20 protein-coding genes and 2 tRNA genes are annotated in these 24809 nt (G+C 60.9%); 14 read left to right on the forward strand and 8 right to left on the reverse strand.

Annotated elements, in window-relative coordinates:
- Positions 1–299 precede the first annotated feature (299 nt).
- The 3 genes from yacG to bamA are packed head-to-tail and all read left to right on the forward strand — an operon-like array spanning position 300 to position 7488.
- Positions 300–494 carry a DNA gyrase inhibitor YacG gene (gene yacG, locus HYT87_07240; GenBank protein MBI2059551.1) on the forward strand — a complete coding sequence of 65 codons (195 nt, stop codon included), beginning with the start codon at positions 300–302 and terminating at the stop codon, positions 492–494.
- A gap of 3 nt (positions 495–497) precedes the next feature.
- The gene (locus HYT87_07245) at positions 498–4604 is read left to right on the forward strand and encodes a translocation/assembly module TamB domain-containing protein (protein MBI2059552.1); all 4107 of its coding nucleotides are present in this window, start codon (positions 498–500) and stop codon (positions 4602–4604) included.
- On the forward strand, positions 4591–7488 hold the full coding sequence (gene bamA / locus HYT87_07250; protein MBI2059553.1) for an outer membrane protein assembly factor BamA: 2898 nt from the start codon (positions 4591–4593) through the stop codon (positions 7486–7488). The genes HYT87_07245 and bamA overlap by 14 nt, the downstream gene beginning before the upstream one ends.
- A 96-nt stretch (positions 7489–7584) precedes the next feature.
- Here bamA and HYT87_07255 read toward each other — a convergent pair whose 3' ends face one another.
- Positions 7585–7995, reverse strand: a complete 411-nt coding sequence (locus HYT87_07255; GenBank protein ID MBI2059554.1) for a flagellar protein FlaG — start codon at positions 7993–7995, stop codon at positions 7585–7587.
- A gap of 395 nt (positions 7996–8390) precedes the next feature.
- Here HYT87_07255 and queF point away from each other — a divergent pair, with 395 nt between their 5' ends.
- The 11 genes from queF to HYT87_07310 all read left to right on the forward strand — a co-directional run bounded on the left by queF (position 8391) and on the right by HYT87_07310 (position 18026).
- Positions 8391–8786 carry an NADPH-dependent 7-cyano-7-deazaguanine reductase QueF gene (gene queF, locus HYT87_07260; protein ID MBI2059555.1) on the forward strand — a complete coding sequence of 132 codons (396 nt, stop codon included), beginning with the start codon at positions 8391–8393 and terminating at the stop codon, positions 8784–8786.
- 24 nt (positions 8787–8810) lie between these two features.
- Positions 8811–9464, forward strand: coding sequence for a 16S rRNA (guanine(966)-N(2))-methyltransferase RsmD (gene rsmD / locus HYT87_07265; protein MBI2059556.1), 654 nt, complete (start codon positions 8811–8813; stop codon positions 9462–9464).
- Complete coding sequence (coaD, locus tag HYT87_07270; GenBank protein MBI2059557.1) at positions 9421–10032, forward strand: pantetheine-phosphate adenylyltransferase; 612 nt, start codon at positions 9421–9423, stop codon at positions 10030–10032. The genes rsmD and coaD overlap by 44 nt, the downstream gene beginning before the upstream one ends.
- A 64-nt stretch (positions 10033–10096) precedes the next feature.
- On the forward strand, positions 10097–11296 hold the full coding sequence (locus HYT87_07275; protein ID MBI2059558.1) for a pyridoxal phosphate-dependent aminotransferase: 1200 nt from the start codon (positions 10097–10099) through the stop codon (positions 11294–11296).
- Positions 11297–11423: 127 nt separating this feature from the next.
- Positions 11424–11888 carry an HIT domain-containing protein gene (locus HYT87_07280; protein ID MBI2059559.1) on the forward strand — a complete coding sequence of 155 codons (465 nt, stop codon included), beginning with the start codon at positions 11424–11426 and terminating at the stop codon, positions 11886–11888.
- 96 nt (positions 11889–11984) lie between these two features.
- A complete protein-coding gene (gene pgeF / locus HYT87_07285; protein ID MBI2059560.1) occupies positions 11985–12746 on the forward strand; it encodes a peptidoglycan editing factor PgeF in 762 nt (253 codons plus the stop codon).
- A gap of 1 nt (position 12747) precedes the next feature.
- Positions 12748–13935: an ArsA family ATPase gene (locus HYT87_07290; protein MBI2059561.1), complete on the forward strand. Its 1188-nt coding sequence runs from the start codon at positions 12748–12750 to the stop codon at positions 13933–13935.
- Complete coding sequence (locus tag HYT87_07295; GenBank protein MBI2059562.1) at positions 13932–14423, forward strand: hypothetical protein; 492 nt, start codon at positions 13932–13934, stop codon at positions 14421–14423. Before HYT87_07290 ends, HYT87_07295 begins: the two co-directional genes overlap by 4 nt.
- Before the next feature lie 279 nt (positions 14424–14702).
- Positions 14703–15527 carry an ABC transporter permease gene (locus tag HYT87_07300; GenBank protein ID MBI2059563.1) on the forward strand — a complete coding sequence of 275 codons (825 nt, stop codon included), beginning with the start codon at positions 14703–14705 and terminating at the stop codon, positions 15525–15527.
- A 55-nt stretch (positions 15528–15582) separates the two neighbouring features.
- Positions 15583–16254: an ATP-binding cassette domain-containing protein gene (locus tag HYT87_07305; protein MBI2059564.1), complete on the forward strand. Its 672-nt coding sequence runs from the start codon at positions 15583–15585 to the stop codon at positions 16252–16254.
- Positions 16254–18026: a tetratricopeptide repeat protein gene (locus tag HYT87_07310; protein ID MBI2059565.1), complete on the forward strand. Its 1773-nt coding sequence runs from the start codon at positions 16254–16256 to the stop codon at positions 18024–18026. The genes HYT87_07305 and HYT87_07310 overlap by 1 nt, the downstream gene beginning before the upstream one ends.
- 7 nt (positions 18027–18033) lie before the next feature.
- On the opposite strand, the gene HYT87_07315 is transcribed toward HYT87_07310, so the two are convergent.
- The 7 genes from HYT87_07315 to HYT87_07345 form a co-directional block, all read right to left on the reverse strand.
- Positions 18034–20256, reverse strand: coding sequence for a beta-propeller domain-containing protein (locus HYT87_07315; protein ID MBI2059566.1), 2223 nt, complete (start codon positions 20254–20256; stop codon positions 18034–18036).
- Positions 20253–21971, reverse strand: a complete 1719-nt coding sequence (locus tag HYT87_07320; protein ID MBI2059567.1) for a GMC family oxidoreductase — start codon at positions 21969–21971, stop codon at positions 20253–20255. The genes HYT87_07315 and HYT87_07320 overlap by 4 nt, the downstream gene beginning before the upstream one ends.
- On the reverse strand, positions 21968–22630 hold the full coding sequence (locus HYT87_07325) for a gluconate 2-dehydrogenase subunit 3 family protein (protein ID MBI2059568.1): 663 nt from the start codon (positions 22628–22630) through the stop codon (positions 21968–21970). The genes HYT87_07320 and HYT87_07325 overlap by 4 nt, the downstream gene beginning before the upstream one ends.
- A gap of 125 nt (positions 22631–22755) precedes the next feature.
- Entirely contained in the window at positions 22756–23724 is a 969-nt protein-coding gene (locus tag HYT87_07330; GenBank protein MBI2059569.1) for a WD40 repeat domain-containing protein, read from the reverse strand.
- Positions 23725–23782: 58 nt separating this feature from the next.
- Positions 23783–23855: transfer RNA gene (locus HYT87_07335), tRNA-Ala, on the reverse strand.
- A gap of 111 nt (positions 23856–23966) precedes the next feature.
- A tRNA-Ile gene (locus HYT87_07340) sits at positions 23967–24042 on the reverse strand.
- Positions 24043–24127: 85 nt separating this feature from the next.
- Positions 24128–24391, reverse strand: a complete 264-nt coding sequence (locus HYT87_07345) for a type II toxin-antitoxin system RelE/ParE family toxin (GenBank protein ID MBI2059570.1) — start codon at positions 24389–24391, stop codon at positions 24128–24130.
- Between the last annotated feature and the right edge of the window lie 418 nt (positions 24392–24809).

The raw sequence follows: 24809 nt of genomic DNA on the forward strand, positions 1-24809 counted from the left end.
GGAGCATCTTCAGATGCTCCCTCTTGTCGGGAGGGTCTGAAGACCCTCCCCTACTTGCTCCCTCTTGTCGGGAGGGTCTGAAGACCCTCCCCTACGCATGATGACCAACATAAGCCTTTCAAAGAATGGCAAAAGTCGAGCTAAGGACGACTTCAGCACCGAAAGAGCGCCTGAAGGCCATGGTCGATGCCGTACCCTCCGTGGTACGGGGCCCGGCTACGCTGAGTTTTCCATCCATGCCGGACGCACCCTCAATCTGATCGAATTCCCCCCCCCGGTGTGTTAGAATTTCCCGCCCTATGGCACTCCGGTGTCCGACCTGCAAAAAGGAGATCGTTTGGGAGGGGAACGTCAGCCGACCCTTCTGCTCCGACCACTGCCGGAACGTGGATCTCGGACGATGGCTCCATGAAGAGTACGCCGTTCGGCATGATCAAGATGCGGATGCCGAATCGGGATCGCGCCTCCCGGCCAACGATCCCCGAAAGTCCTGATCCATGGTCCGCCGCATCATCATCCTTGTCGTCTCTTTGGCCATCGTCGCCGTCGCGCCGCTCCTCCTCGTCCGGACCCAATTCGCCCAGGAGTGGCTCAAGCGTCGAATTCACTCCGCACTCGCCGATGCCGGCATCGACGGCACCATCGGAAGCCTCGAAGTAAAACCCCTGCCGCTCGAACTGAGGGTCCGGGATCTCTCCCTGCAATTCACGGCGAAATCGTCCCTCGATGTGCGCCTCAAGATTCCGACCGCGCTCGCACGCCCCTCTCTCCTCGGACTGGCTCGCCGCGAACTGCGCCTGGACGAACTGGAAATCGACTCCCCCCACGCGGAGGTCGTCCTCTCCAAGGGTTCCCCCTCAACCAAACCCGTCGGCGCCACGTCGAAACCGAAGTTGTCCGTCGGTCGATTCGTCCTCACCCGCGGCGAGCTGTCCTTTCATCATGCAACCGAAGGGTATGGGGCGAGCCTTTCCGGCCTGAACCTCAAGTACGAAGAATCCCCATCCCAACACGTCGAATGGAGCGTCGATTCCGCGGCGATGAGCGCGCATGAATCCGTGCAAATAGGCTCCATGCGCGGACGGGGAAAGGCATCGATCGAGAAAGGTCGATACCGGATCGAAGACGTCGAGTGGGTCAGCGGGGAACAGACGCTGCATTTTTCCGGTGAGATGGTTCCGGACCAGGACGCCACGTTGGAGGCCCGAATCCGTTCCGACCTTTCCGAATGGGCTCGCTTTTATCCCCCCATCGCGGAGGTCGCCTTCGCAAAGGAGGGAGAACCCCTTCAAGGGCGCCTGGAAGCCGATCTGAAGTTGCGCCTCCCCAAGCTGGATGCCGGCGCCTTGATCGTGGATGCGGACATGCGGCTTGAGGAGTTCCGCTGGGGCCTGGCCCACGTGCCCCGGGCCGAAGGCAAGTTCCAATGGGAAAAGGACTCCCTCACCCTGAACCCCCTCACACTCATCGCGCAAAATGGCGGGGCGCCGCCCGCGAAGGCCGTGATCAAGGGAACGGTCAAGCGCAAATCGGACGGAATGTTTGAGGCGGTGGCCGACATCGAGGGAGAGAATCTGACTTCGGCGCCGCTCCAGCGGTGGATCCCCTTGCTGACGGACATCCGGCGCCACGGACCGCTCACCGCGCACCTCGATCTCAGCGGGCCCCGCCCGAAAGCAGGCGAACCTTGGGAGTGGAAAGGTTCCGTCGAGGGGCGGATGCCCTTCGTCGATCTCGCGCGAAATGGCGAGGAGATCTCGCATTTGCGGGAAATTCGTCTCGGCTCGTCGGTCATTTTCAGCGAATCCGAAGTGCGGCTGCCTTCCGCCCACCTTCAAGCCGCGGGGCTGGACCTTCGCGGAAACGCCCACCTTGACAAAACGGCCGCCCGCGTGGAGTTCAGTTCAGTCGAGGCCGATCTCGCGAAGCTTTCTCCCATCATGGGCCTGCCGGTCACCGGCAAGGTCCAAGTGGGAGGCGTTCTGACGAAACAGGAGTCGGACGTGCGGTTCACCGGAGCCGTCCACGCCGGCGGCCTGACGGTGAACAAGCGGGAGTTCCAGTCGGTCGAGGGCGACGTGCGGCTGGAGGGCGGCAAATGGACCGCCGAGCGCCTTGTGATCAAGATGCCGAAAACCACTCTCCAGGCCGTCGGCGAAATGGACGTTTTGGACACGCGTTTCCGTGCCACGCTCGACGTGCAGGATGGCGAATTCCGGGACGTGGCGATGCTTGCGGGAGTCAGCCCGGAAATGCTGGAAAAGTTCTCAGGCCGGAGCTACGGGCAGGTCGTCATTTCCGGCCAGTTCAAGCCGTCCGTTCGCATCGTGAGCAACGGCAAGATCATCGTGGAGGATCCGGTCATCGCCGGCGAGAGCTTCGAGGCCGCCGGGATCCAGTGGTCCAGTTCGCCCCATCCGACGGGAGAATCCGCGATGCCACCCCCCCCCACCCCGGCCGGGGCGGAGCGCGACCCGACCCGGGTGACGGATGCGGACATCGACATGAAAGCCCAGGTACGGCACAAGGAAGGAACGATCGAGCTGAAAGGTCGGATTCAGCCGGACGGCAAAATGGACGGCGAGTGGATCGTCACCTCTTTCCCGATGGACCGCTTCTGGCCGCCCGAATACGCGGAGTACGAATTGCGGGGCCGGCTGGAAGGCCGTGGATCGTTCGGCGGGACCGTATTCGAACCGTATTTCAGCGGCCAGTTCGAGACTCGGAATTTCATTCTGGACGGAGAGAACGTGGCCGACTCCGTTCTGTGGCTCGAACGGACGCCCGAGGGGGTCCGAATCCTCGCCAGCCTCATGGGCGACGAAGTGAAACTGGACGGCTTCATCGATCCGAAGCGTGACAACGTCTTCAAGGCCCGGGTGGACCTCGCCAATTTCCGCGTCCAGCATCTCATCAACGTCTTCGGACCGATGACGGAATTCAAGGGCTACGTGGACGGCCACGTCGATCTCGCGGGACATCTCCTCCAAATGAACACTTGGACAGGTCGCGTGGATCTCCGCCACATTGAATTCGTCGATCATGGACTCCTAGGCACCGTCACCGCGCCCCTCGTTCTTAACCTCGAGAACGGGTTCGCCCACCTCGATCCCTACGTGATCGAAACCTCCGTCGGCCAGATCACCGCCCACGGCGAGATTCAGTTGCCCGACCGCGTGGATCTCGAAGCCTCCGGCCGCGTCGGGCTCAGCATCCTGGAATCCATCTTTCCCACGATCATCGCCCAGGCGGACGGCCTCGTCGAAATGCGCGCGAAGCTCCACGGCCCGCTCGATCTCAAAGGACTCCTCCTCGTGCTCGATGCGGACGTCACTCAGGGCCGGATCAGTTTTCGGGAATACCCGCACCCCGTCGAGGCCCTCCACGCAAAGGTGGAGATCACCCAAAACGGATTCACGTTCGAACGCATGGAGGGACTCATGGGCGGCGGCCTCGTCAAGGGCCAGGGCCGCATCGATATGGACCACTTCTACCTGGGCGAGATGTATCTCTCCGCCTCCACTCGACGCGCCCAACTTCGTTTCCCCTCGTGGATTTCCTCGACGGCCGACTCGGACCTCGTTCTAGCCGGTCCCGTTCGCTCCCCGCTGCTCACCGGCGAGGTCAAGCTCCTCACCGCGCAAGTGGTGGAAAATCTGGACTGGAGACAGGAGCTGGTGGGCCTGGTGGACTTCCGGCGCCGCGGCTCCAGCGTGGAGACCATCGATCGGATCCCGGACCATGGCATCCGTCATGACGTCCATGTCTATGGCGGCATCAACGTGCGCAACAATATCGCCCGGGGCGACTTCCTCACGGACGTGCGCGTGGTCGGCATCAACCAGTACATCAACCTGTTCGGCGAGGTGAAGGGCACGCGGGGAACCTTCGATTTCAAGGGCCATGAATTCCGGGCCGACCGGGCGGTCGTCTTCTTCAACAATCCGGTCCGGATCGACCCTGAGGTGGAGCTGTACGGGAGCACCGTTGTGGAGGACGTGCCCCAGCGCTGCCTGTGCGAATTCAGCGGCGGCGTGGAGAATGTGGCCGACCAGGGCCGGGCCCAGGAGAAGGTGGACCTGAACGTCTCGTTCACGGCGCGCGGACGGCCGCTCTACGAGGAGGAGGGGGCCTTTCGCCTCCAGTTCTATGCGGATCGATGCGTAGCCGACAACGACCTCTACAGCCTGATCTATTTCAACCAGTGCTTCGGAGACGCCTTCAAATCCGCCGGCGCCGCGAGTCTTGAAATTTACACCATCATTCTCAATCAGATTACTCGTGAGATCGCCCAGGGCCCCCTGCGTCAATTTCTGGGTCTGGAATCCATCGAATTCGACCCCGCCCAGTCACGATCGGGAGAGCAGTTCCTGTCGCTCGTGGTGACCAAACCGGTGGATCGCGGTCGCGAGTTCTGTTCGCAGGATTTGAAGTGGCGCGGTGTCTTGAATGTGAAGGAGTACCAGAATGGAAGCCGGATCGAGCTCGACTGCCGGCTGTTCCCGAATCTCTCGGTCGACCTGTTCGGCCAGAGCTCGGGAGTGCAGGGGAACAAGCCATTCCAAGCGGGGGCAGAGATGAAAGTCCGCTTTGAGTTCTGGTAAGCCGCCCGGACCGGGAAGCGCGGCGCTCGTCCGCATCCTTTCGCTCCTCCTCCTGCTCCAAACCTCATCGGTTTTCGCCCAGCCCCTTTCGGAATTCGAGGTCGTGCCGGAGGATCCCCTCCTGCGCGCCCAGATTGAGACCGCCATCCGGGAGGAAGGACTCGATCAGGCAGACCCGGAGTCGCTGCAACGTCTGCAAAAACACCTCGAAGAGCGATTCCCCGACCTCCGCTTCACCTACATCGAACGAGTACCGGGCCCCCGGGGCGCCTTCATCCGGATCCACGCCGCCCGGTACGACGTCATCATCGACATGGTTTTCCACGGGCACCGGGCGATCCGCTCCGGCGAACTTCAGTCGGCCCTGCGCCTGAAAAAGGGGGAACTGTTTTCGCCGGAGAAATTGGGAGGGGCCGAGGAGGCCCTCCGGCAGGTCTATGCCAGCTATGGGTTTTATCACGCGGAAATCAGCACCCGGACTGAAAAGACCCAGAACGGAGTGATCGTCCACTTCGATATCGAGGAGAACCGACGGGCCGTCCTCAACAGCCTGACCTGCGAAGGTGAACTGCAACCGTACTCCCAGGCTTGGATCCGGGGAGCCAGCCGTCTCCGGCGCCGGGATCCTTATTCGGAAGATGCGGTCTACCGCGGGGTCCGAGAAATTCGCCGCGCCTATTTCCGGAAGAAGCGATTCGGCGCCACGGTGGAACCGCGGAAGGAGATCAACGAAGCGGGGGACGTCGACCTGACCCTGGTGATCCACTCCGGGAAGCCGTTCGAGTTGGTCTTTCAGGGCGATCCACGCTCGCGAGACCGGGACCTGCTCGGCTTCCTTCAGTTGGAAAAAATGGATCGATATGACGCCGGTACGCTCGAAGGGTGGGCCGCCTCCGTGAAGGACGGACTTCAGAAACGAGGGTACGCCTTCGCCAAAGTCACCCTCCGCGAACAAGACAGCCCGGAGGTGCGATATCTCGTTTTCCAGGTGGACACCGGCGACAAAGTGGCCATCCGCTCCGTCCAGTTGGAAGGGAATGTCTCCTTCAAGTCACGGAGAATCACGCAGCTCCTCCAGACACGAAAGGCAAGCCGCTTCCCGCTCCTCGCCAAGGGCACGCTGGTCGAAAGCGACCTCAAGCGCGACCACCAACGCATCGTCGATTTCTACAAGGCACGGGGGTTTCTCGACGCCCGCGTCCTTCGCCACGTGGTCGAAAAGGATCTGCGCCAACCCTATCTGGATGTCACCTTCGTCCTGCAGGAAGGCCGCCAGGCCCGCGTGGGCAGGGTGGAGTTCGATGGCGTACCGGATCACCTTCAGTCGGGCGTCGCCCGGGAAATCCAGCTCAAGACAGAGGCGCCCTTCAACCCGGTGGAACTGAAAGAAGATGAACTGAAGGTCCTCACGTTCATGACGGCCCACGGCTATCTGGATGCCATCGTGAACAGCTCCTTCGCCATCGAGGGAGAGCCCCCCCGGGCCAGGATCCGAATGAGGGTCATGGCCGGAGAGCCCAGTTATGTCGGCCGCATCGTCCTCCAGAGGATCGGTGAGCATTCAAAGACACACGACCGGGTCGTGCTCCGCGAGATCAAGCTGGCAACGGGGCAACTCGTCGATCAGCAGAAAGTGGCCGAAGGCCAGCTCCGGGTGTTCCGGCTGGGATTCTTCCGCGAAGTGCAGGTTCGCCCCTCTTCAATGGCTTACATGGACGCCGAAGGCCGCAGCCTGAGGGATATCGTGATCGCCATCGAAGAAAGGAAATCCAAGGAGATCGCTTTTGGCCCGGGCTACGACACGGACAACGAATTCGGCGGTTTCGTGGAGGGAGGCCTCCGGAATCTTTTCGGAACGGGACGCGCATTGAGCGCGAGGGGGCAATTCACCCAGAAGGACCGCTTCTACCGCGCCACGTACAGCGAACCGTGGATTTTCGACTTCGATCTGACGCTTCGCTCAACGGCCTCGTACGAAAAAGACGTCGATACGGCCGGAGGGGGTCGCGTGGGATTCGACCGGTCGGAATACGCGTTGACCGTAGGTACGGAAAAGCGGTTCGACAACCTGACGGTCACCCTGCAGCAGCGCGTGGCCCGAACCTTCAGAACCGGCGAAAAGGTTCGTCAGGGTGAAGTGGACGACAAGACGCTCAAATCCTTCCTCACTCCGGGAATGATCTACGACCGGCGGGACGACTTCTTCAACCCCCGAACCGGCTATCTCCTTTCGAGCACCGTGGATTTCGCCCCCATGTTCCTCGGATCAGAGGTCGAATTCATCCGGCCGACGGCGCGGGCCTCCCGCTACTTCAACCCGTGGGGGCAAATCGTGCTGGCTTCAGGGTTACGCGCCTCCACCCTCATCCCCCTCACGGGCCTCGGCACCGTTTCAAGAGAAGCAGACGAAGAACTCCTCCGCCTCGGGGGAAGAGACTCTCTCCGTGGATTCGGACAGAGCAAAGTGGGCATCCCTCATGTCGAACCTTCCGCGGACGATGCCGATCTCGTTGAAACTCGAACTCTGGGCGGAAGCATCGCCGCGCACGCCAGCCAGGAATTCCGATTCCCCATTCCCACGATTCTGCCCTTCAAGATGGGCGGCGTTTTGTTCGCCGACGCCGGGAATGTCTGGCGCACCCCAGGTCAAGGAGACGCGAACAACGGCTTCGAAGTGAGGACCGACGCGGGGTTCGCCCTCCGGATCATCACGCCGATCGGACCGATCTCCGGCTACGTGGCCTTCAATCTGCAGCCCAAGGAGTTGGTCGAAGTGAAAACGACGTCGGCCGCCGAACAGGAGGCGGGCGCGGGTGCGTTCAAGCAGGTGGAGGGGATGGAAAGCCCGTTTCAGATCGGCTTCGCGATCGGGGAGTTCTTCTAGGGCAGTCCCTCTACGTCCCCTTCCCCCTCCTCACAAAGAAGGGGGATCTTCGTCCTCCCCTTTGTATGGGGAAGAGCGGTGGGGTAGACAGTTGGTCTACGCGGCCTGGTGGAAAAGGAGCCCGGCGATCTTCTGGATCTGCTCGTGCATCTTGAGGATCTGATCCTGCGGAATCTGCCGTTCAACCTTTCCGCTTTCCGGATCCCGGATCTGCACGACCAACGCGCCCGTATCCCGGTCGACGGAGAATCTCACGTCGCGACCCACCAACCCCAGCGTGCGCCGGGCGTCGTTGAGGGCGGCGTCGTCCTCTTCCCCCTTCTCGACCGGCTCAATATTCGGTCGCTGATCCTGCGCCAACTCGCCGTGAGACCCGCTCTCCCCCATATTGGACTGGACCGCCTGTGCCGGATCCAATGCAACCGTGTCGCCCCCCAAGTTGACGGCGGGCCGCGGCTGAATGGCCGGTCCGATCGCGGCTTTTGCTGCTTCGATTCTTTGTGCCATCTTCATCCCTCCTTGGATGTCTGGTTCTCCAAATAGAGTCATCGACACCTTCCTCCAGATCTTTAATCCGCCTGGCCACGCCAGATCCGGCCCGTTCCGGGCCGCATCCTCTCGTGGTCCCATGCCGTTCCACGCATGGGGAGACGGACTTCTCGGGTCCCCACTGTCGATGCCCGCGACGCGAAGCCCCTATGGCAAATCCTCTCGTCGTCCCGGTGCCAATCCCCATGCCCTTCCGATCACCGTCCCCGGAGGGGGTCGAAGCGGAGAGAAGAGGGCGGCTTCCGTCGTCTCACACGCCGCGGGTCCACTATCATTCATCGGCCGAACAAAGAGCTTACTTTAGGTTCGTATCGCATTGACTTCGCTCGAAAAATCAAAGATAAGGGGGCGCGATGCCGGGCAAACCTCAGGAGTCGATCGAAGTTTTCCCCAACGCCCATCCGGATCGGGACTATGTCGTCCGGATGGACTGCCCCGAATTCACCAGCCTCTGCCCCAAAACCGGCCAACCGGATTTCGGACGGCTGATCATCGAATACGTGCCGGACCGCCGGTGCATCGAGTTGAAGTCGCTCAAGCTCTACCTCTGGTCCTTCCGCAACAAGGGGATCTTCTATGAAGACGCGGTCAACCGGATTCTCAAGCATCTCACGGTTTTGAGCCGGCCCCGCTGGATGCGAGTGACCGGTCGTTTCAATGTTCGCGGCGGAATCGGCACGGACGTGACCGCTACGCAAGCCCGGAAGGGATTCGACGTGGACCGTCTTGTTCGCGCAGGAACCCTGTGATAGTTTCCGAGAGGAGTTGACCCCATGCGGATCATCGGCGGCGAAAAGGGAGGATTGACCCTGAGTCACCCAGGGCGGCGCGTGCGCGTGACCCTGGACAGTGTCCGCGAGACTCTTTTCAATATCCTCGGCGCATCCGTGGAGGGCGCTGCCGTTCTGGACCTTTTCGCCGGCAGCGGAAGTCTGGGGATCGAAGCACTGAGCCGGGGCGCCGCCCACTGCACCTTCGTCGAGAGGGATCGTTCGCTCACGCGCCTGCTCGCCGGAAATCTCGCCAGGCTCGGGCTGGAAAGTCGCGCACGAGTGATCACAGCCGACCTACGCCGCGTCCGCACGCCGGCCTGGCTCAAAGACCGCCCCTACGACGCGGTCTTCATGGATCCTCCCTACGAACGCGGGCTCACGGACATCTGCATGGACCTCCTGGCGCGGATCCAGTTCGGAGAGGAGCCTTGGGTCGTCTTGGAAAGCGGCTCGCGCGAAGAAGTGGTCCTACCCGAGGGCTGGGTCCTCGCACGCGACAAGAAATTCGGCCAGACCCGAGTGCGTTTTCTCGCTCCTGTCCCGGCCCAGGTTCGATCCGCCCTCACCACGGCCCTGAAGGCGGCGGCGGATTGGCCGGAGTGTGACACCGATGGCCGTCTGTGGAGCAACCCGGAAGGGACGACCCGTGCGTAGAAGTCTGCGACAGGACAGTCGCGGTGCCGCGGGCGGCAGGAGGACCAACTCCCCGGAGGGGAGCCGCCGAAGGCGGGGCGGCCTCGCCGTCTACCCGGGATCCTTCGATCCCATGACGCTGGGCCATGTCGACATCGTCCGTCGCGGCCTGAAAATCTTCGACCGCCTGATTATCGCCGTGGCGCGCAACGTGCGGAAGGAGCCTCTCTTCACCGCTCCCGAACGAATGAAAATGATCCGTCAGGTCTTCTCGGGCGAATCGAGAATCCGGGTCGAATCCTTCGACGGCCTCCTGGTGGATTTCTGCCGGGCGCGGGGAGCGCGGGTCATCATCCGTGGGCTCCGAGCCGTATCCGATTTCGAATACGAATTCCAGATGGCGCTCACCAACCGGAAAATGGAAGCCCAGGTCGAAACGTTTTTCATGATGGCCAACGAATCCTATTCCCACCTGAGCTCCATGCTCGTGAAGGAAATCGCCGGGTTGGGCGGCTCCGTGGAAAAAATGGTGCCGCCCATCGTTCATCGGATGCTCAAGGCCAGATTGAAAAAAGGAGGGAAGCGATGATTCCCCGCTTTCTTTTGTTTGATCTGAAATCTGAAATCTCAAATCTCAAATGGGGAGAATGCCGATGAGGGGTCCGCTCGCCGACCGCGTCAAAGAACTGAAGCCCTCGCCCACGCTCGCCATCACGGCCAAGGCCCGTGAGCTGCGCGCACAAGGCCACGACGTGGTGAGTTTCGGCGCCGGAGAACCGGATTTCGACACCCCGCAGAACGTGAAGGACGCCGCCTCCGCCGCTCTCCGCGCCGGCTTCACCAAGTACACGGCCGTGGGAGGGATCGACGACCTCAAAGCGGCCATCCGCGACCGTTTCCAGAAAGACTACACCCTCACGTACAAGCCGGAACAGATCGTCGTCTCCTGCGGAGCCAAGCACTCCCTGATGAACCTCTTCTGGGTCCTCCTCAATTCCGGCGATGAAGTCATCATCCCCGGCCCATACTGGGTGTCCTACCCGGAAATGGTGGCCCTCACCGGCGCCAAGCCCGTTCGGGTCATGGCCGAAGAGTCGGCCGGTTTCAAGGTCTCCGCGGATGCCGTGGCGCGCGCCGCCTCCAAACACACGAAGATGCTCATCCTCAACAGCCCGTGCAATCCCACCGGGGCCACCTACGCCAAATCGGATCTCGAGGAGATCGCCCGGGTCTGCTCCGAACACGACCTGTGGGTCATCTCGGATGAGATATATGACAAACTCATCTACGGCGGCGCCGTGCACACGTCCTTCCCCACTTTGTCGCCGGACGCGTACGAACGAACCCTTCTTGTGAATGGCGTGAGCAAGACGTACGCGATGACGGGGTGGCGGATCGGCTATGCGGCCGGGCGCGCGGACGTGATGAAAAGCGTTGCCGCTCTCCAGGGGCAAATGACATCCAACCCGACCTCGATCGCGCAAAAAGCCGCCGCCGAGGCCCTCAAGGGCGAACAGAAAGCCGTGGGCGAAATGGTCCGGGCCTTCGACGAGCGCCGTAGGTACATGCACGAGCGGCTGGTCCGCATGGAAAGCGTTCGTTGCTACGAATCGAAGGGAGCCTTTTACCTCTTCCCCAACTTCTCCTTCTACTATGGGAAGAAAAAGAACGGATTCGCCGTCAACAACTCCACGGAGCTGACCCGCTATCTCCTGGAAGAAGCCAAGGTGGCCGTGGTGCCCGGCGTGGAATTCGGGGACGACCGGTGCGTGCGGCTCTCCTACGCTATTTCACTGGACGAGATCAAGAAAGGCATGGATCGAATTGAAGCGGCGCTGGCGCAACTGAAGTGAAGTGTGATGAGTGAAGAGTGAAGTGAAATCCAGGAAGAAGAAATCCAGATCCTCCGCCTCTCGTCACCCATCACCCATCACCCATCACGGAGCGCCCCGGCTCCCGCGGCTGTGGGCTCCCTGGCGGATGGAATACATTCAACGGGGCAATTCCGGCGGATGCATCTTCTGCACGCTCCCGGCCGCCAAGCGGGACGAAGAAAACCTCATCCTCGCGCGGGCCCGGCACGGATTCGTGATCATGAACCGCTACCCCTATAGCAACGCGCACGTGATGGTTGCGCCGTATGAGCATACTTCGGATCTCCTGGGCGTGAGCGAAGAGGCGCGCGGATCCCTCATGACTCTCGTCGGGCACGCCATTCGCATCCTTCAAACGGCCTACAAGGCCGACGGACTTAATATCGGCGCAAACCTGGGCCGGGCAGCCGGCGCGGGCTACGACGGCCATCTCCATTTCCACGTCGTTCCCCGATGGCTGGGGGACACCAACTTCATGCCGATTCTCGGTGAGACGAAAGTCATCACGCAATCTCTTTCCGATACCTACCGACAGCTCCTGCCCCACTTCCAAGCCGTTTCGACTGCGTGAATGTGCATGGGTGAAGGGAATTCGACCCGTCAATACCGGCAAGATTCAGGACTGACCGCAAGCATCGCCGCTCACGGGATCACGGGGTCACGAGTCATGAACATCCCAAGCCTACGGCCCACGGCTCGAAAACCCAACGGGCTGGCCGTGGAATTCCTGACCCGTCGCGGAGGAACCAGCCCGGTCCCCTACAACGATCTGAATCTCGGCAACCGGGTGGGCGACGAGGAGTCCAACGTTCAACGGAACTTCGAACTCGTGGATACAGCCTTCGGCATCCGCCCCGGCCACCTGAAGGTGCTCCACCAGGTGCACGGAAATCGAATCCTGGTCGCGGGAATGGCGAAAAGCGAGAACGGAACCGCCGAGCCGGAAGCCGATGGATGGATAACGGATCAACCCGGACTCTTCATCGGCATCCGAACGGCGGACTGTCTCCCCATCCTCGCGTGGGATGCGCAACGGGGCATCGTGGGCGCGGCCCACGCGGGCTGGAGAGGCACGCACGCCGGCATCGCCGGAGAACTCGTGAACCGATTCGGCAGGGATTTCGGATGCCGGCCATCCGATCTCCACTTCGCCCTGGGTCCGGCCATCGGCCCCTGCTGCTACCACGTGGGAAAGGATTTGCTCGACACGATTGGAACGGCCGGAAAACCGTTTCTCTATGAAGCCCGCGGCTTCGTCTCGGTCGACCTCTGGGCCTGGAATCGAAGCCAACTCGTATCGGCTGGGGTGGAGCCGAAATCCATCGAGGCCATCAGCTTCTGCACCTCCTGCACCCCCGACCAGTTCTTCTCCAACCGTCGCGACGGTCCCCGTACCGGCCGCCAGCTCTCCTTCATCGGACTCTCCTGACATGTCGCGTCCCCGGACTCGAATCCTTGTTTATGTTGGAAAGGGCGGCGTGGGGAAGACCACGATGTCGGCGGCGACGGGACTGCATCTCGCGAAGCGAGGCGTAATGACACTCGTTGTCAGCACCGACCCCGCCCATACGCTTGGAGATCTTCTCGGCCGGCCTGTCCTCGGCGAGATCACCCGCCTAGCCCCGAACCTGGAGGCGTTGGAGATCAATCCATATCGTGAGATTGAGCGGCGATCCAAGGAGATCCTCCGATATCTCCGCCACCTTATGGCCGGCCGGGGCTACCACGACATGATGATCCAGGAACTCCTCACCTTTCCGGGAGTCGACGAAATCGTTTCCCTCATGCGGCTCAAGGAGCTTCACGCCGACGGGCGTTGGGAGGCTATCGTGGTCGATACCGCTCCCTCCGGAGGCGCGCTCAAGCTCTTCGTCCTCCCCGAAGCTGCTCACTGGTACATGAACAAGATCTACCCGGGAGAGAAGAAACTCCTCCTTCTCCTCAAGCCGCTGGCAGATCGAATCACGGCCTCCGCACTCCCCGATGCGCCCGTCTACGACGCGCTCGAAAGCCTCTACGGCGATCTCGTGGACATCAAGGACATCCTGAAAGACCGAAAAACAACCTCCTTCCGGCTCGTGCTCACCCCCGAGCAACTCGTTCTCCAGGAAAGCATGCGCGTATACGCTTACTTGTCCCTCCACGGATTTCAGACCGATTGCGTGATTGTGAACAAAGACCGAGGCGCGTTGCCCCGCCGGAACGGGAGTCCGGGCGAATCCGTTTCTGAAAAGATTCGCGAAACGTTCCCCGATCTCAAGATCCTCCGACTGGAACACGCCCGCCGAGATCCCACCGATCGACAAGTTCTCCTTGGGTTCGCCCGCGAAGTCTACCGACAGGCGGATCCGCTCAGGGTCATGTCGCGTACCAATCCCATCGAATATGAGATAGACGGCGGCGGAATCAAGCTGTTTGTCCGCATGCCCGGACTGCGCAAGAGCGAACTGAAACTCCACACTCACAATCGGCATCTCGTTCTGGAAGCACGGAACGTCCGACGGATCGTCCCCCTGCCCGACTCGTTCTCGGAGTACCAGGCGGATGGAGCGCGACTTGAGGGCGGAATCCTCCGCGTGGATTTCAAGCCCAACGTCATCCGGAAACTGCACCCATGAGCGTTTCCAAATCGACCACCCCCCGCACCCGCCGAAGCTCCCGTCGTCCCCTTCCGCCGGCCGGCTCGGAATTCATCGAGGAATCGCGCGACCATTTCTACCGCGCGGGGATGGAATTCCTCCTGGCCCTCCGGACTTTTGGAGAAGGCTGGCTCGCCCGGATGGACATAAGCACGGAGCGCCCGGATTCATGGACGGATTCGCTCCGGACGATCCTCAATGAAATCGCGCATCTCACAGAGACCTACGCGAAGGGGGGGCCGGATATCCGCCAGGGAAACGCCCTTCAGGAACTGATCGAGGTGCTCGACGCCGAGCTGGATGCCATCACCCCCCCGATGGACGAGCACAAGCGGGCCTATCGCGATGCACTCCTTGGGGTCAAACGTGTCCTCGCCCGGCGGGGTGTATCCCACCGCTCTCCTGAATCGGCAAAAACCTCATCGACGGTCGCCAGGACGGGCTTCCGCCCTGTGCGTATTGATTGATCGATCCCCCGGAAATCGGTCTCGCAGCCGAGGCTGGATCAATCCGAGGTCCTGGAACCGAGGAACCAGCCCACGCCGAAGATGGCCGAGCCGATGGATAGAAGGACATAGTCAAGAAAGCCCCCCGGGCCGGGCGCCATGAACCGGAAGGCCGCCACAGCCCCTACGAACAACCCAGTGATTTCGAAGCCCAATGGGATGCTCCGCACAAGAAACAATAGTAGCGCGCTTCCGCACGATCTTCAAATCCCTCCCCATCGGAGATAGAATAGGCGCGACATGAGAGCCTCCAGCCTCACCGCCGTCTCCGGCCAATGGATCGAGAACTTGGGCGGTGGGCTTCTCGAGCGGATGGAGCAGTTCCGCGGTGTATCCTCCCTTCTCCGTGAATCCCTCTGGAAAGCCATTCGAATGGGCGGAACGGGCCGGCGCACGCTCTGGCGGGTCTTCACCCGTCAATTCTATTTCACGGGCGTCCAGGCGTTCGGCATCGTGGGCGTGGTCAGCCTCGTCATCGGCATCGTCCTCGTAGTGGAAGTCATGAGCCTGGCGCGCGATGCCGCCGCTCAAGGACTTCTGGGGAATCTCATGGTGTGGATCGTGTTCCGGGAACTCGCGCCGCTCCTCACCATGCTGCTCGTCATTGCGCGGAGCGGAACGGCGATTAGTTCCGAAATGGCCACGATGAAACTGGGCGGCGAAATTCAGGAATTGGAATTCATGGGAATTGATCCCGTTCACTATCTTGTCGTGCCGCGCCTCCTGGCCGCGTCGCTTTCCATGGTCTGCCTCAATTTCTCCTTTTCGCTCATCGCGATCCTGGGCGGTATCACCATGGCGTGGGCCCTCATGGATGCATCGTGGGGAAACCTCGTGGGCGACGTCCTCGGCACGATGAAGCTGTCCGGCATTTTCTTCAGTTTCCTCAAGTCCTTCCTCTCCGGACTCCTCGTGGCCGCGATTTGCTGCTACCGGGGCCTGCAAGTCCAACAGAGCCCGACTGAAATTCCGCGGGAGACGGCGCGGGCCGTGGTGGAAAGCCTCACCGCCGCTTTCGCCGTCAGCGGCCTTGTGTCCGCCGTTTTCTATCTCTTCTTCGCCTGATGGATCTGCGATCTCAAATCTCAAATCTGAAATCACCGGACCACGAGGTCGTGGGGTGATCGATATCCTGGATCTCCAAGTCACAAACAAGGACGGCCATCCCGTCTTCGATCACGCGGAACTGCGTCTGGATAAGGGGGTGCGCGTCGGCGTGCACGGTCACCACGGCACTGGGAAGACTCTCCTGATCCAACTTCTCATGGGCGAGGCCAGACCGACCCGGGGAGAGATCAAGCTGGACGGACTATCACTCTTTTCACTTCCGAGGCCTGAACTTTTCAGGTTGCGAAAGAACGTCGGCTACATACCCAGAGACGACGCCCTGATCAACAATCTGCCGATCCTTGAAAATCTGGTGTTTCCCGCCTTGTATCACGCCCTCTGCGCGGAAGCGGAGGCGTTGGAACGGGCGCTGGCCGCTATTGATATCATCGGCATGCGGGGAATTCTCCACCAGATGCCGGGCGCCATCTCGCAGGGGCAGCGCCGCATCCTCTCCGCGGTTCGCGCGCTGGTGGGGCGCCCTAAGTTCATGTTCGGCGACGACATCACTTTCGGCCTCCAGGCGGCGGATCTCAAAATCCTGGCCTCCCTGATCGAATGGTCGGGACGGGTTTTCCCGGACCTGTGCTGGTTCGTCACCTCTCTCAACCACCTTTCATTGGAACACCTCGGACTGAATCGGATCCTGGCCATCGAGCACGGCCGGTTCAAAGGGGCAAATTGATGGCCGACGCGACGCTCCAGACTCCCGCCTACAAACGGATGAAACGCCGCGCGGGCCTCCTGGGCTTGTTGGTGTCGGGTACTCTGATTGTAGCGGGTGTGTTCATCGCGCGCGAAAAAGGACTCTTCACTCAAACACGGGAGTATCGAATCCGAGCGAAAACAGGAAATGATTTGTTCGTCGGGATGGACGTCAAGCTCCTGGGCGTCAAGATCGGCACGCTCAAAGAGCTCCGCATGACGCCGGAAGCCAAGATTTCAGGCGTGGTCGAAGTCGATTCCGCGTTTGAGCGATGGGTTCGAGCGGACTCCGAACTTCAAATTCTGAAGTCCGGCTTTATCGGCGGGGCCTACCTGGAAATGACAAAGGGGACTCCCGAGGCTCCCGCCCTTCCCGTGATGGGAACGATCGATGTCCGCGCGGTGGGCGGGTTGGAGGATATCGCCGAAAATGTCAGCCAACTCATCGGAAGGTTGAACAAGGTGGTGGAGTACATCGACGACCCCGGCGGCGACGTAAAGAAAACCCTCGTCCATGCCGAGCACATCGCGGGGGACGTGGAACTGATGATGGCCGACATCCACAAGGCGTCGCCGGATGTGCCGAAAATTTCCAAGAATGTCGCGGATGCCACCGAAAAGGCCAATGCGCTGATCGCTTCCACGCAGGAAACCGTCGAGAAAATGACGCAGATCGCCGAGCGACTCGATGAAGTGATGGTGCTGGTGAAGGAAACCGCCTCGAAGATTACCCTCGCGGCACAGGACGCGCAGAAAATGATCGGCGACGTCGGCCGCGTCGCCTCCACCCTTCCGGAAACGGTGGATACCGCCGAACGCGCCCTGCGGGAAGTGACCAACCTGAGCCGGGACCTCCGCGAAGGGTGGCTGGTCAAATCCATCTCCAAGGAGGAAGGCGACAAGGGCGGACCGAAGCTTCAGACGGTGAAAAGACTGCTCGCCGACACCGAGATCGCAATCTCGGAGGAGAAATTCGATACGGCGCTGGCCAAATTGGCCCGGGCACTCGAAACGGCAAGAAGCATCGATGACCAGGAGGGCATTCTTCGAGGGCTCACGCTGCTCGGGAGCGTGTATCAGCAGATCGACCGCGAGAATGAAGCGGAGAAGCCATTGAAGGAAGCGTATGCGCGATCGGCTTCGATGACGCTCTCTCCTCAAGCCGCAGAGGCGGCGATCCGATGGGCCGAGTGGAACGTGAACCGGAGCGACTTCGCCGAGGCATCGACCGCGCTCCGGCGCGCTGAACCTTTCGCCGAGAAGCAGAAAGACAGCCCCGCCGCTCTTCGGTTTCGCTGGGTGCGCGCGCTCACCCTCGCCGGCCAGGGCCAACTCGATTCCGCCGGCTCCGAAATTCAACTCGCGGTGAAAAGGGCGGACAGGGTCTTGAAACCGCTGGATCGCGGACGAGTCTACGAAGCGGCGGGCGACATTGCAGTGATACAGGGGCGGGCAGGCGAATCGGTATCTCTATACGATGCGGCCCTGCAAAGTTACAAGAACTCCGCAACGTCCGTGAAAATCGGCCGAACCCTGGTGAAGTTGGCCCAAGCCTATCAATCGCAGAAACAACCGGAACGATCGCTCGAACACCTCGCGCGGGCGTACGACGTCCAGAAGGCCAGCGGCCAGAATGACTCGGCCCTGCAGACGCTTGACACGATGGTGCCCATCCTCAAGGAGAAAAAGGCCGCCGACCAGCTCTCCTGGGTGGAGCAGGAAAAGAAAACACTCCGCCGCCCGGGGAAGTAGCCGAATTCTACCGATTTTCCGGGGGAAGAGGGACAGACGCAGTCGTCCGGCCGAAATCGGAAATCGGGTTTACCTTTACGCCCCGATTGGAAAGCGTGACCACATCGTCTTGAATCACGATGCTTCGAGTGGGATTGACGTAGCAGTAGGAATACTGCTTCGGCGTCGGTTCCGTGCAAAACTCCCAATGGTCCACCTGGCCGAGAAGTTGGAAGCCCGATGCAGTCGTCACGTTGTAAACTTGGTGCCCCGAAAAGCCTGACGTCCGGTAGGAACCCTTCCCTTTTTCATAGCTCCACTCGCTCCATTCCAAGGGAAGAGCCAGCAAGTTTTTCGGCGCGAAATAGTTGAAGGCCAGGTGATCATAGGTCGCTTTCGAATACCCTGTCGGAATGCTGAGCTTGTGGATCCGCAGGGGATTATTCAGGTCTCCCACGTCGAACATCGAGAGCGCCAAGCCCAGGATTCGACCGTCGGCGTCCCCGTCGTACCCGATGGATAGCAGATGCGTATCATCCATGGGGTGCAGGTAGGTCGAATACCCCGGCAGTTCCAATTTGCCGGCGAGTTTGGGAGCGGTGGGATCTTTCAAATCGATGACAAAAAGCGGATCCGTCTGCCGGAACGTGACGACGTAGCCGGCGTCCCCGATGAATCGCGCCGCATAGAGCGATTCGTTGGCGGCAAAGCCCCTGGCCTCGCCGACGATGGCCAATGCACCCCCCTGCTGCTGCAAGACAAAGACGTTGTTCTTCGGCGCCCATTCACCAGTTCCCCAGGTGCGTCCCTCGGTCGTCGCCGCGCGGAGCAAGTTCCGAAATTCGCCCATGCTGAACTGATTTAGGAGATGACCCGGCACCGATCCGCTGGCCACGTAGGCCGGATTCACGGGATCCGAAGCCAGATCGAACTTGTGGATACTCGTGCTTTCCTCGCCGGGCTCCCGTGCGGCGCCGTTGGTGTACCAGAAATAAGGGGGAAAATATGATTGCGTGATGTAGAGGCTGTTCGTAGAGGCATACGCGATGCCCGGATACCCGATGATGGAGGTATGCCCCAAGTCCCCTTGCGAATCTTCCATGGGATAGGAGTAGACGCTGATGAAGCCCTGGCCGGCGTCGTCGGTCGAAGGGAGGAAGAACCGGCTGCAATCGGTCTCCGTGTAGTCTTTCACAACCGTTTCGGCGCCAGGAGGGCTTGCCGTGCCTGGAGCGCCAGGGACGGCGGCGGAGGGTGCGGTGCCGATCAGGATCTTGACCCTCACCTTCGGGATGTATCGCTCCAGCTCAAGGGCGTACGCGCCGATGAAATAGGGATCGTCCCGCGATGGATCGTAGCCGATCATTTCCGAGGGATTGAAGTTGGCAAGGGAGAGAACCAGCACGGCACGGCTTCCGATCATTCTGGACGTCGAGTAACCGCCTTCAAGGTAAGTCTCCCGCACCACCTTGGGCTGCGTACGATCGGATACGTCCAGCATGGTCAGCTTGGTCAGCGGCCGATAGAGATAGGAAGCACCGTATGGATTGAAATATGCCATGGACTTCGGGGTGGATTCCTCCTTCCTACGCGCCACGATCCGGTGACCCGTGGAGAACACCACGACGCGATTCCCCTTCAAATACATGTCACGGGCGCTGCCCTCGATCGCCGTACGGGAAAGAAGGCGGGTGCTTTCCGCGGGACGGGAAGCGAGGATCACCAGATGGCCGTTTGAAAGGAGGTAGATAAAGTTTCCGTCGGTCTTGACGAAGTCGGCTTCGTCCACCCCCGCCTCCTGAACGTTCGTGGTGCTGTAGTCTACGCCGGCCGTGAGGGGCTGCTCCCCACCGCTCTTGCCGCTCCCGGAACCCACGTCGGAGGAAACGACTGAAGTGTCCAGTACGCTGATGCCCCCCTCAGGGATTCCCCCGGCAGCATAGCCGTATGAGCCTTCCAAGCAGGACCAGGACTTCGAGAAAAGACTGTCACCCTGTTGCGCTTCGCTCACGCACTTCGCGTACTGCGCATTGGCCTCGTCCACGATGGATTGAAGATACCGCCTCAGCGATTCCCGAATCTCGTCGCACGATTCGGCCTTCCGAAGGGGAGCCGGATTCACCTGGAGAGACGGCAGAAGATTCTTCGGACCCTCGCCAAGCGAATTCCCCTGGGATGCCGAGTCCCCTTGGCAAGAGGACATCGCCGAGAGGATCCCGGCGATGAGGAACAATTGCCGGACTCGAATCATGAATTCCCCCTTTCAGCCCCCCCATCCCCAAGGGGAGGCAGCCTCTGCAGGATACCACTCGGATCGGCAGGCGCAACGATGGAAGCCGCACATCGGAGCGCGAGCGCCTGGATCGTCAGTGTGGGGTTGTACGCCGTCGAAGTGACAAACGTGCTCGCATCGGCACACCAGAGGTTTTCCAGATCGTGGAATTTCCCGAACGGGTCCGTGACCGATTTCTCCGGGTCCGTTCCCATCCGGGCCGTTCCGTGCATGTGAAACGTCTGAGGAATTCCGCCGCTCAGAAATTCGCGCGATGCGGTGAAAACGGATTGGGCCCCCGCGGCCGTCACGATCTGCTCCAACCGGGAATTGTATCGCTCCATCAAGGCGAGATCCCGCGGATGCGAACGGTAGGTCAGTCGCGGCACCGGGAGTCCGTACACATCGCGGACCGAAGGATCCAAGTCGATTCGATTCGAGGGCACCGGCACATCCTCCGCAATCATCGAAGCCGTGGCAATCTTCTTCCAGAAGTCTCCCTGCCGCATCAGCAGGGAATGGAGCGGACCCCGCGGGAGGGTCTTCCCAACGGAAATCGGCAGGATCGAACCGCCCAATTCCACGATCCCGCCCCGAACGTAATCGCTCTCATTCCGCGAATTCACGGTAAAGTCCGCCAGCGCGTGGGTAATGGTTCGACCGCGATAGGGATGGGTCTCCTTCTCAAAAATACCCACGGTCACGGAAATGACGTGAAACGTCAGGTGGCGTCCGAGCCATCCGCTGGAATTGCCGATGCCGTTTGGGAATGTTGAGTGGCTGGACATGAGCAGCAGCCGCGTCGTTCCGATCGGGTTGCCTGCGAGAATCACTCGATCCGCGGGCTGGACCCGTCGCTCACCCTCGGCGTCGAAATAGTGCACCGAGGTCACACGCCTCCCGGCATCGTCCAGCTCGATCCGATAGGCCATCGAATCGGGACGCAGTTCGCATCGCCCCGTCAGCATGGCCTCCTGAAGCGCCGTGATCGCCGAGTTTCCCATCGCCTGGATCGGGCAGCCCGTGCTGCAAAAGCCGCAGTCGTTGCACATCGGCCGATCGCGGTACACTCTCGAGTTGATGGCCATCGGAAAGGGAAAAGGGTGCAGGCCGAGTTTCCTTGCTCCTTCCGCCACGATGAGGCCGTCCAGCTTGGGGGGTCCCGGCGGCATCGGAAACGGCGCCGAACGCCGCCCCTCGAACGGATTCGCTCCCTGTTCCCCTTGTACGCCGATAATGTATTCCACCGCCGTGTAGAAGGGTTCCAGTTCGTCGTACGAAAGCGGCCAATCCTGCACGTCGGCGCCCTCCACGGCTCCATACAAACTCCGCATTCTGAAATCGTCCGGCTGGCAACGGGGACTGTCCGCATCATAGTGGATCGTCCCTCCGCCCACCGTGTTGGGGATGGCCTGAACGGGACCCACATAGGTGCGGTCCACGTCTTCCCGATCGCGGAAGGACCGGGGCTCACCGAGCGGATCATTCCCATGAAATCCGCGCAGGCTTTTCAGCTCGTCGTTGCTGCATAGCGTGGTGAGATTCCGCGTGGGCCCTCCCAATCCGACGATCCGGTTGCGCCCTTTTTCCAGCACCACGACCTGCTGCCCGGCCTCGGCCAGAACTTTCGCGACCATCGAACCGGCCGCGCCGCTTCCCACGATCACCGCATCCACAGCCTCCAGCGATTTCACAAGTCGAACTCTCCCACTTCCTTGGATGAGTAACCGATTGGTTGCCGATCCCCCTCGAACCCAATACCCTCCCAGCCCCGCGCATCACGATTTCCCCCGTAGACCGGGTCGCCATACATCGCTTCGACCGCATGCTCATAGAGCACTTTGGCGAATTCTTCCGAAAGGGATTGGACGAGTTCCAGTCGCGTGTTCTGGCTGAGGTCCGCCACCGCTTTCCCAAAGACTGAGCGGGCCACCTCGCGCGCCTCGGCCAACCCCTTGACGTAGGCTTCCTGATAGCCGATCACCGTCCCGTTGAATTCCCTCTCGGGAATCCCCTTCGATCCCTCAATCCTCGTCCGCCAGATCAGTTCTTCGGCTCTGGAGAGCGGGACAAAATGGCTGAAGAGATCGGCCCCCCCGCTCCGTCCGCTGAACGGCCCGCCCGCAAAGATCCGCGGAGGATCGAACCCAAGAGCGTTCAGGAGCGTTTCGATGTACTCCACTCCTCCCAGGTCTACAACCCCGGGGGACCCGCCTGCCGGGATCAACGAATCAAGAAGCGCCGCAAGTGTATCCCGTTCTTCCGGGGTGAATCTGAATCCCGCGCTCTGCGGAGCCGCGCACGACCACCCTCGAAGGGAAACGACAGCTCCCGATGCCGCCATCCACTTCAAGAAATCCCTCCGATGTATATCGTCCAGACCAGTTCCTACACAATCCTGGCTGCGAGGCCCGCCCGATATTTTTCCCCTCTCCCCTGGCGGGAGAGGGTGGGGGTGAGGGGGCTCTTTCATGCGCATCACCAGACGTGCAGCGCCCCGCCCTTGCCGCCCGTCACCAACCGGCACCCATCGGGGGAGAACGCAGAGGCAAAAGTGCCCCCCGTGTGGCCCTTCAATTCCGCCAGCCGTTTGCCCTCCGGTACCGACCAGATGATCACCATCTCGTCCCCCCCCCCGGATACGATCCATTTCCCGTTCGGAGACATCGAAACCGTGGCCACCGCCGCCTTGTGTCCATACATCGTCTTGAGCACGCTGCCCGTGACGACGTCCCACAGCTTGACCGTGAAATCCGAGCTTCCCGAAACGAGCTTCGAGCCGTCTGCGCTGAATCGTGCCACGTACACCGAGCCTTTGTGTCCTTCCAGATCACGCGCCGGCCGCTGAACGGGAACCGGCCACATCCGGATCGTATCGTCCGCGCCTGCCGTGGCGATGCTCTTTCCGTCCGGCGACACGGCAATGGAATAGACGGCGCCTTCATGGGCTTGAATCTTGAGCGATTCCTTCCCATCCGGAAGCGTCCAGACTCGAATCGTTCCATCCCATCCACCCGAGAGAATGTCGTTCGGCGAAAGGCCGACCACCGCGAACACAAACTCGCGGTGCCCCTTGAGAATCAGAGGCGGGCCGCCACTCATCGACCACACTCGAACGGTTCCATCCCGGCTCGCCGAGGCGATCCGGCCGGGATCCGGCAAGACCGCGGCAGCATCCACCACGTTCGTGTGTCCTTCGAATTCCTGGACCAGCTTCCACGTCGCCGTATCCCACACTTTGACTTTTCGATCCCGACCCGACGTCACCATGCGCTTCCCATCGGGAAAAAAGGCGATTGATGCCGTGCTCTCCTGATGCCCCGCGATGATCTTGATCGGTTCCTTCGCCGTCCCCGGATCGAAGCACGGCTGCGCGAAGGCGAGGCGGCCCGAGACGACCCAGGCCGATATTCCAAGACCCCATTTCCAAATATTCTGAACGACCATGCAAAGATCCGACTCCCTTACTCAGTCCTCATCGCTTAGTCCTCAGCATTTCTTAGTGTGGAGGCGACCGGGATCGAACCGGTGGCCTCCCGGTTGCAAACCGGGTGCTCTCCCAGCTGAGCTACGCCCCCAATCATACAGTCCTGAGTCCTGAGCAATGAGTCCTGGGTCCTGACGACGAATTCCCCTCCCACACTTCTTTCGTACTCATTACTCAGCGCTCGGCACTCAGCACTTTGGAATGGGCCCGGGTGGACTTGAACCACCGACCTCCCGCTTATCAGGCGGACGCTCTAAAACCACCTGAGCTACGGGCCCGATATTTCAATACGTTGCCTGGTTCACGGGGCCTTTCAGAGTCTGGTCCCAGTGCGGTTCGCAGTGCCGGGGCCAGAGTCTACGCTCAAGAAAGACCCCTGTAAACTTCCTTGCGATGCCTCACTCGCGTGAGCACGACCAACCGCGCCGCGTCATCGATGGCGTAAACGATACGGTAGTCCCCTACGCGAATACGCCAATACCCGCTCCCAATGAGCTGCTTGCATCCTGCCGGTCTCGGATCTTCCTCAAGACCAAGAATCTTCTCGTGCACCCTGATCTGGGTAGCGTTGGGAAGAGCGCTGACTTCTTTTTCAACGCTTCGGGGGATTTCGACTCGGTACTTCAGGCTCTTGCCTTCTTCAGCTTCTCCCAGAAATCCCTGTAGCTGCGACGCGGCTCACGATTTCGAGAAATGGACACCAGAACGTCCGACAAGTCCTCAAGGAAATCCTTGCGTTGCTTCCCGAGCTCCGACCAGAATTCTCGAAGCGCTTCCGGTCCAAGGTTTCTCAGAGCTCTGGCCAGCAACCTTGCCTCACGTAGTTCGGTAGCCACGAAATCAAGCATAATCGCAGACCCCTGTCGGGTCAACGGTATCTAAACCTCCGCGATTTAAGATCACGCCCCCAACTGGGGCGCGGTGCAAGGCATCCGCACCGCCCGCCATGACATGGTTTCCGCCAAAGGCGGAGAGGCCTCGAAATGTTCCGATGCAAGATCCGGATGGCCGCTCCGATCATCATCCCCGCCGGAACGGATTGGGG

It is taken from the genome of Nitrospirota bacterium (assembly GCA_016180645.1).
GTDB lineage: Bacteria > JACPQY01 > JACPQY01 > JACPQY01 > JACPQY01 > JACPAV01.

Excerpts from the sequence above, each read along its gene's own strand:
- yacG (MBI2059551.1), top strand. The coding sequence starts at position 300 with ATGGCACTCCGGTGTCCGACCTGCAAAAAGGAGATCGTTTGGGAGGGG.
- HYT87_07245 (MBI2059552.1), top strand. The coding sequence starts at position 498 with ATGGTCCGCCGCATCATCATCCTTGTCGTCTCTTTGGCCATCGTCGCC.
- HYT87_07255 (MBI2059554.1), bottom strand. The coding sequence starts at position 7,995 with ATGGCACAAAGAATCGAAGCAGCAAAAGCCGCGATCGGACCGGCCATT.
- queF (MBI2059555.1), top strand. The coding sequence starts at position 8,391 with ATGCCGGGCAAACCTCAGGAGTCGATCGAAGTTTTCCCCAACGCCCAT.
- rsmD (MBI2059556.1), top strand. The coding sequence starts at position 8,811 with ATGCGGATCATCGGCGGCGAAAAGGGAGGATTGACCCTGAGTCACCCA.
- coaD (MBI2059557.1), top strand. The coding sequence starts at position 9,421 with ATGGCCGTCTGTGGAGCAACCCGGAAGGGACGACCCGTGCGTAGAAGT.
- HYT87_07275 (MBI2059558.1), top strand. The coding sequence starts at position 10,097 with ATGAGGGGTCCGCTCGCCGACCGCGTCAAAGAACTGAAGCCCTCGCCC.
- HYT87_07280 (MBI2059559.1), top strand. The coding sequence starts at position 11,424 with ATGGAATACATTCAACGGGGCAATTCCGGCGGATGCATCTTCTGCACG.
- pgeF (MBI2059560.1), top strand. The coding sequence starts at position 11,985 with ATGAACATCCCAAGCCTACGGCCCACGGCTCGAAAACCCAACGGGCTG.
- HYT87_07290 (MBI2059561.1), top strand. The coding sequence starts at position 12,748 with ATGTCGCGTCCCCGGACTCGAATCCTTGTTTATGTTGGAAAGGGCGGC.
- HYT87_07295 (MBI2059562.1), top strand. The coding sequence starts at position 13,932 with ATGAGCGTTTCCAAATCGACCACCCCCCGCACCCGCCGAAGCTCCCGT.
- HYT87_07300 (MBI2059563.1), top strand. The coding sequence starts at position 14,703 with ATGAGAGCCTCCAGCCTCACCGCCGTCTCCGGCCAATGGATCGAGAAC.
- HYT87_07310 (MBI2059565.1), top strand. The coding sequence starts at position 16,254 with ATGGCCGACGCGACGCTCCAGACTCCCGCCTACAAACGGATGAAACGC.
- HYT87_07315 (MBI2059566.1), bottom strand. The coding sequence starts at position 20,256 with ATGATTCGAGTCCGGCAATTGTTCCTCATCGCCGGGATCCTCTCGGCG.
- HYT87_07330 (MBI2059569.1), bottom strand. The coding sequence starts at position 23,724 with ATGGTCGTTCAGAATATTTGGAAATGGGGTCTTGGAATATCGGCCTGG.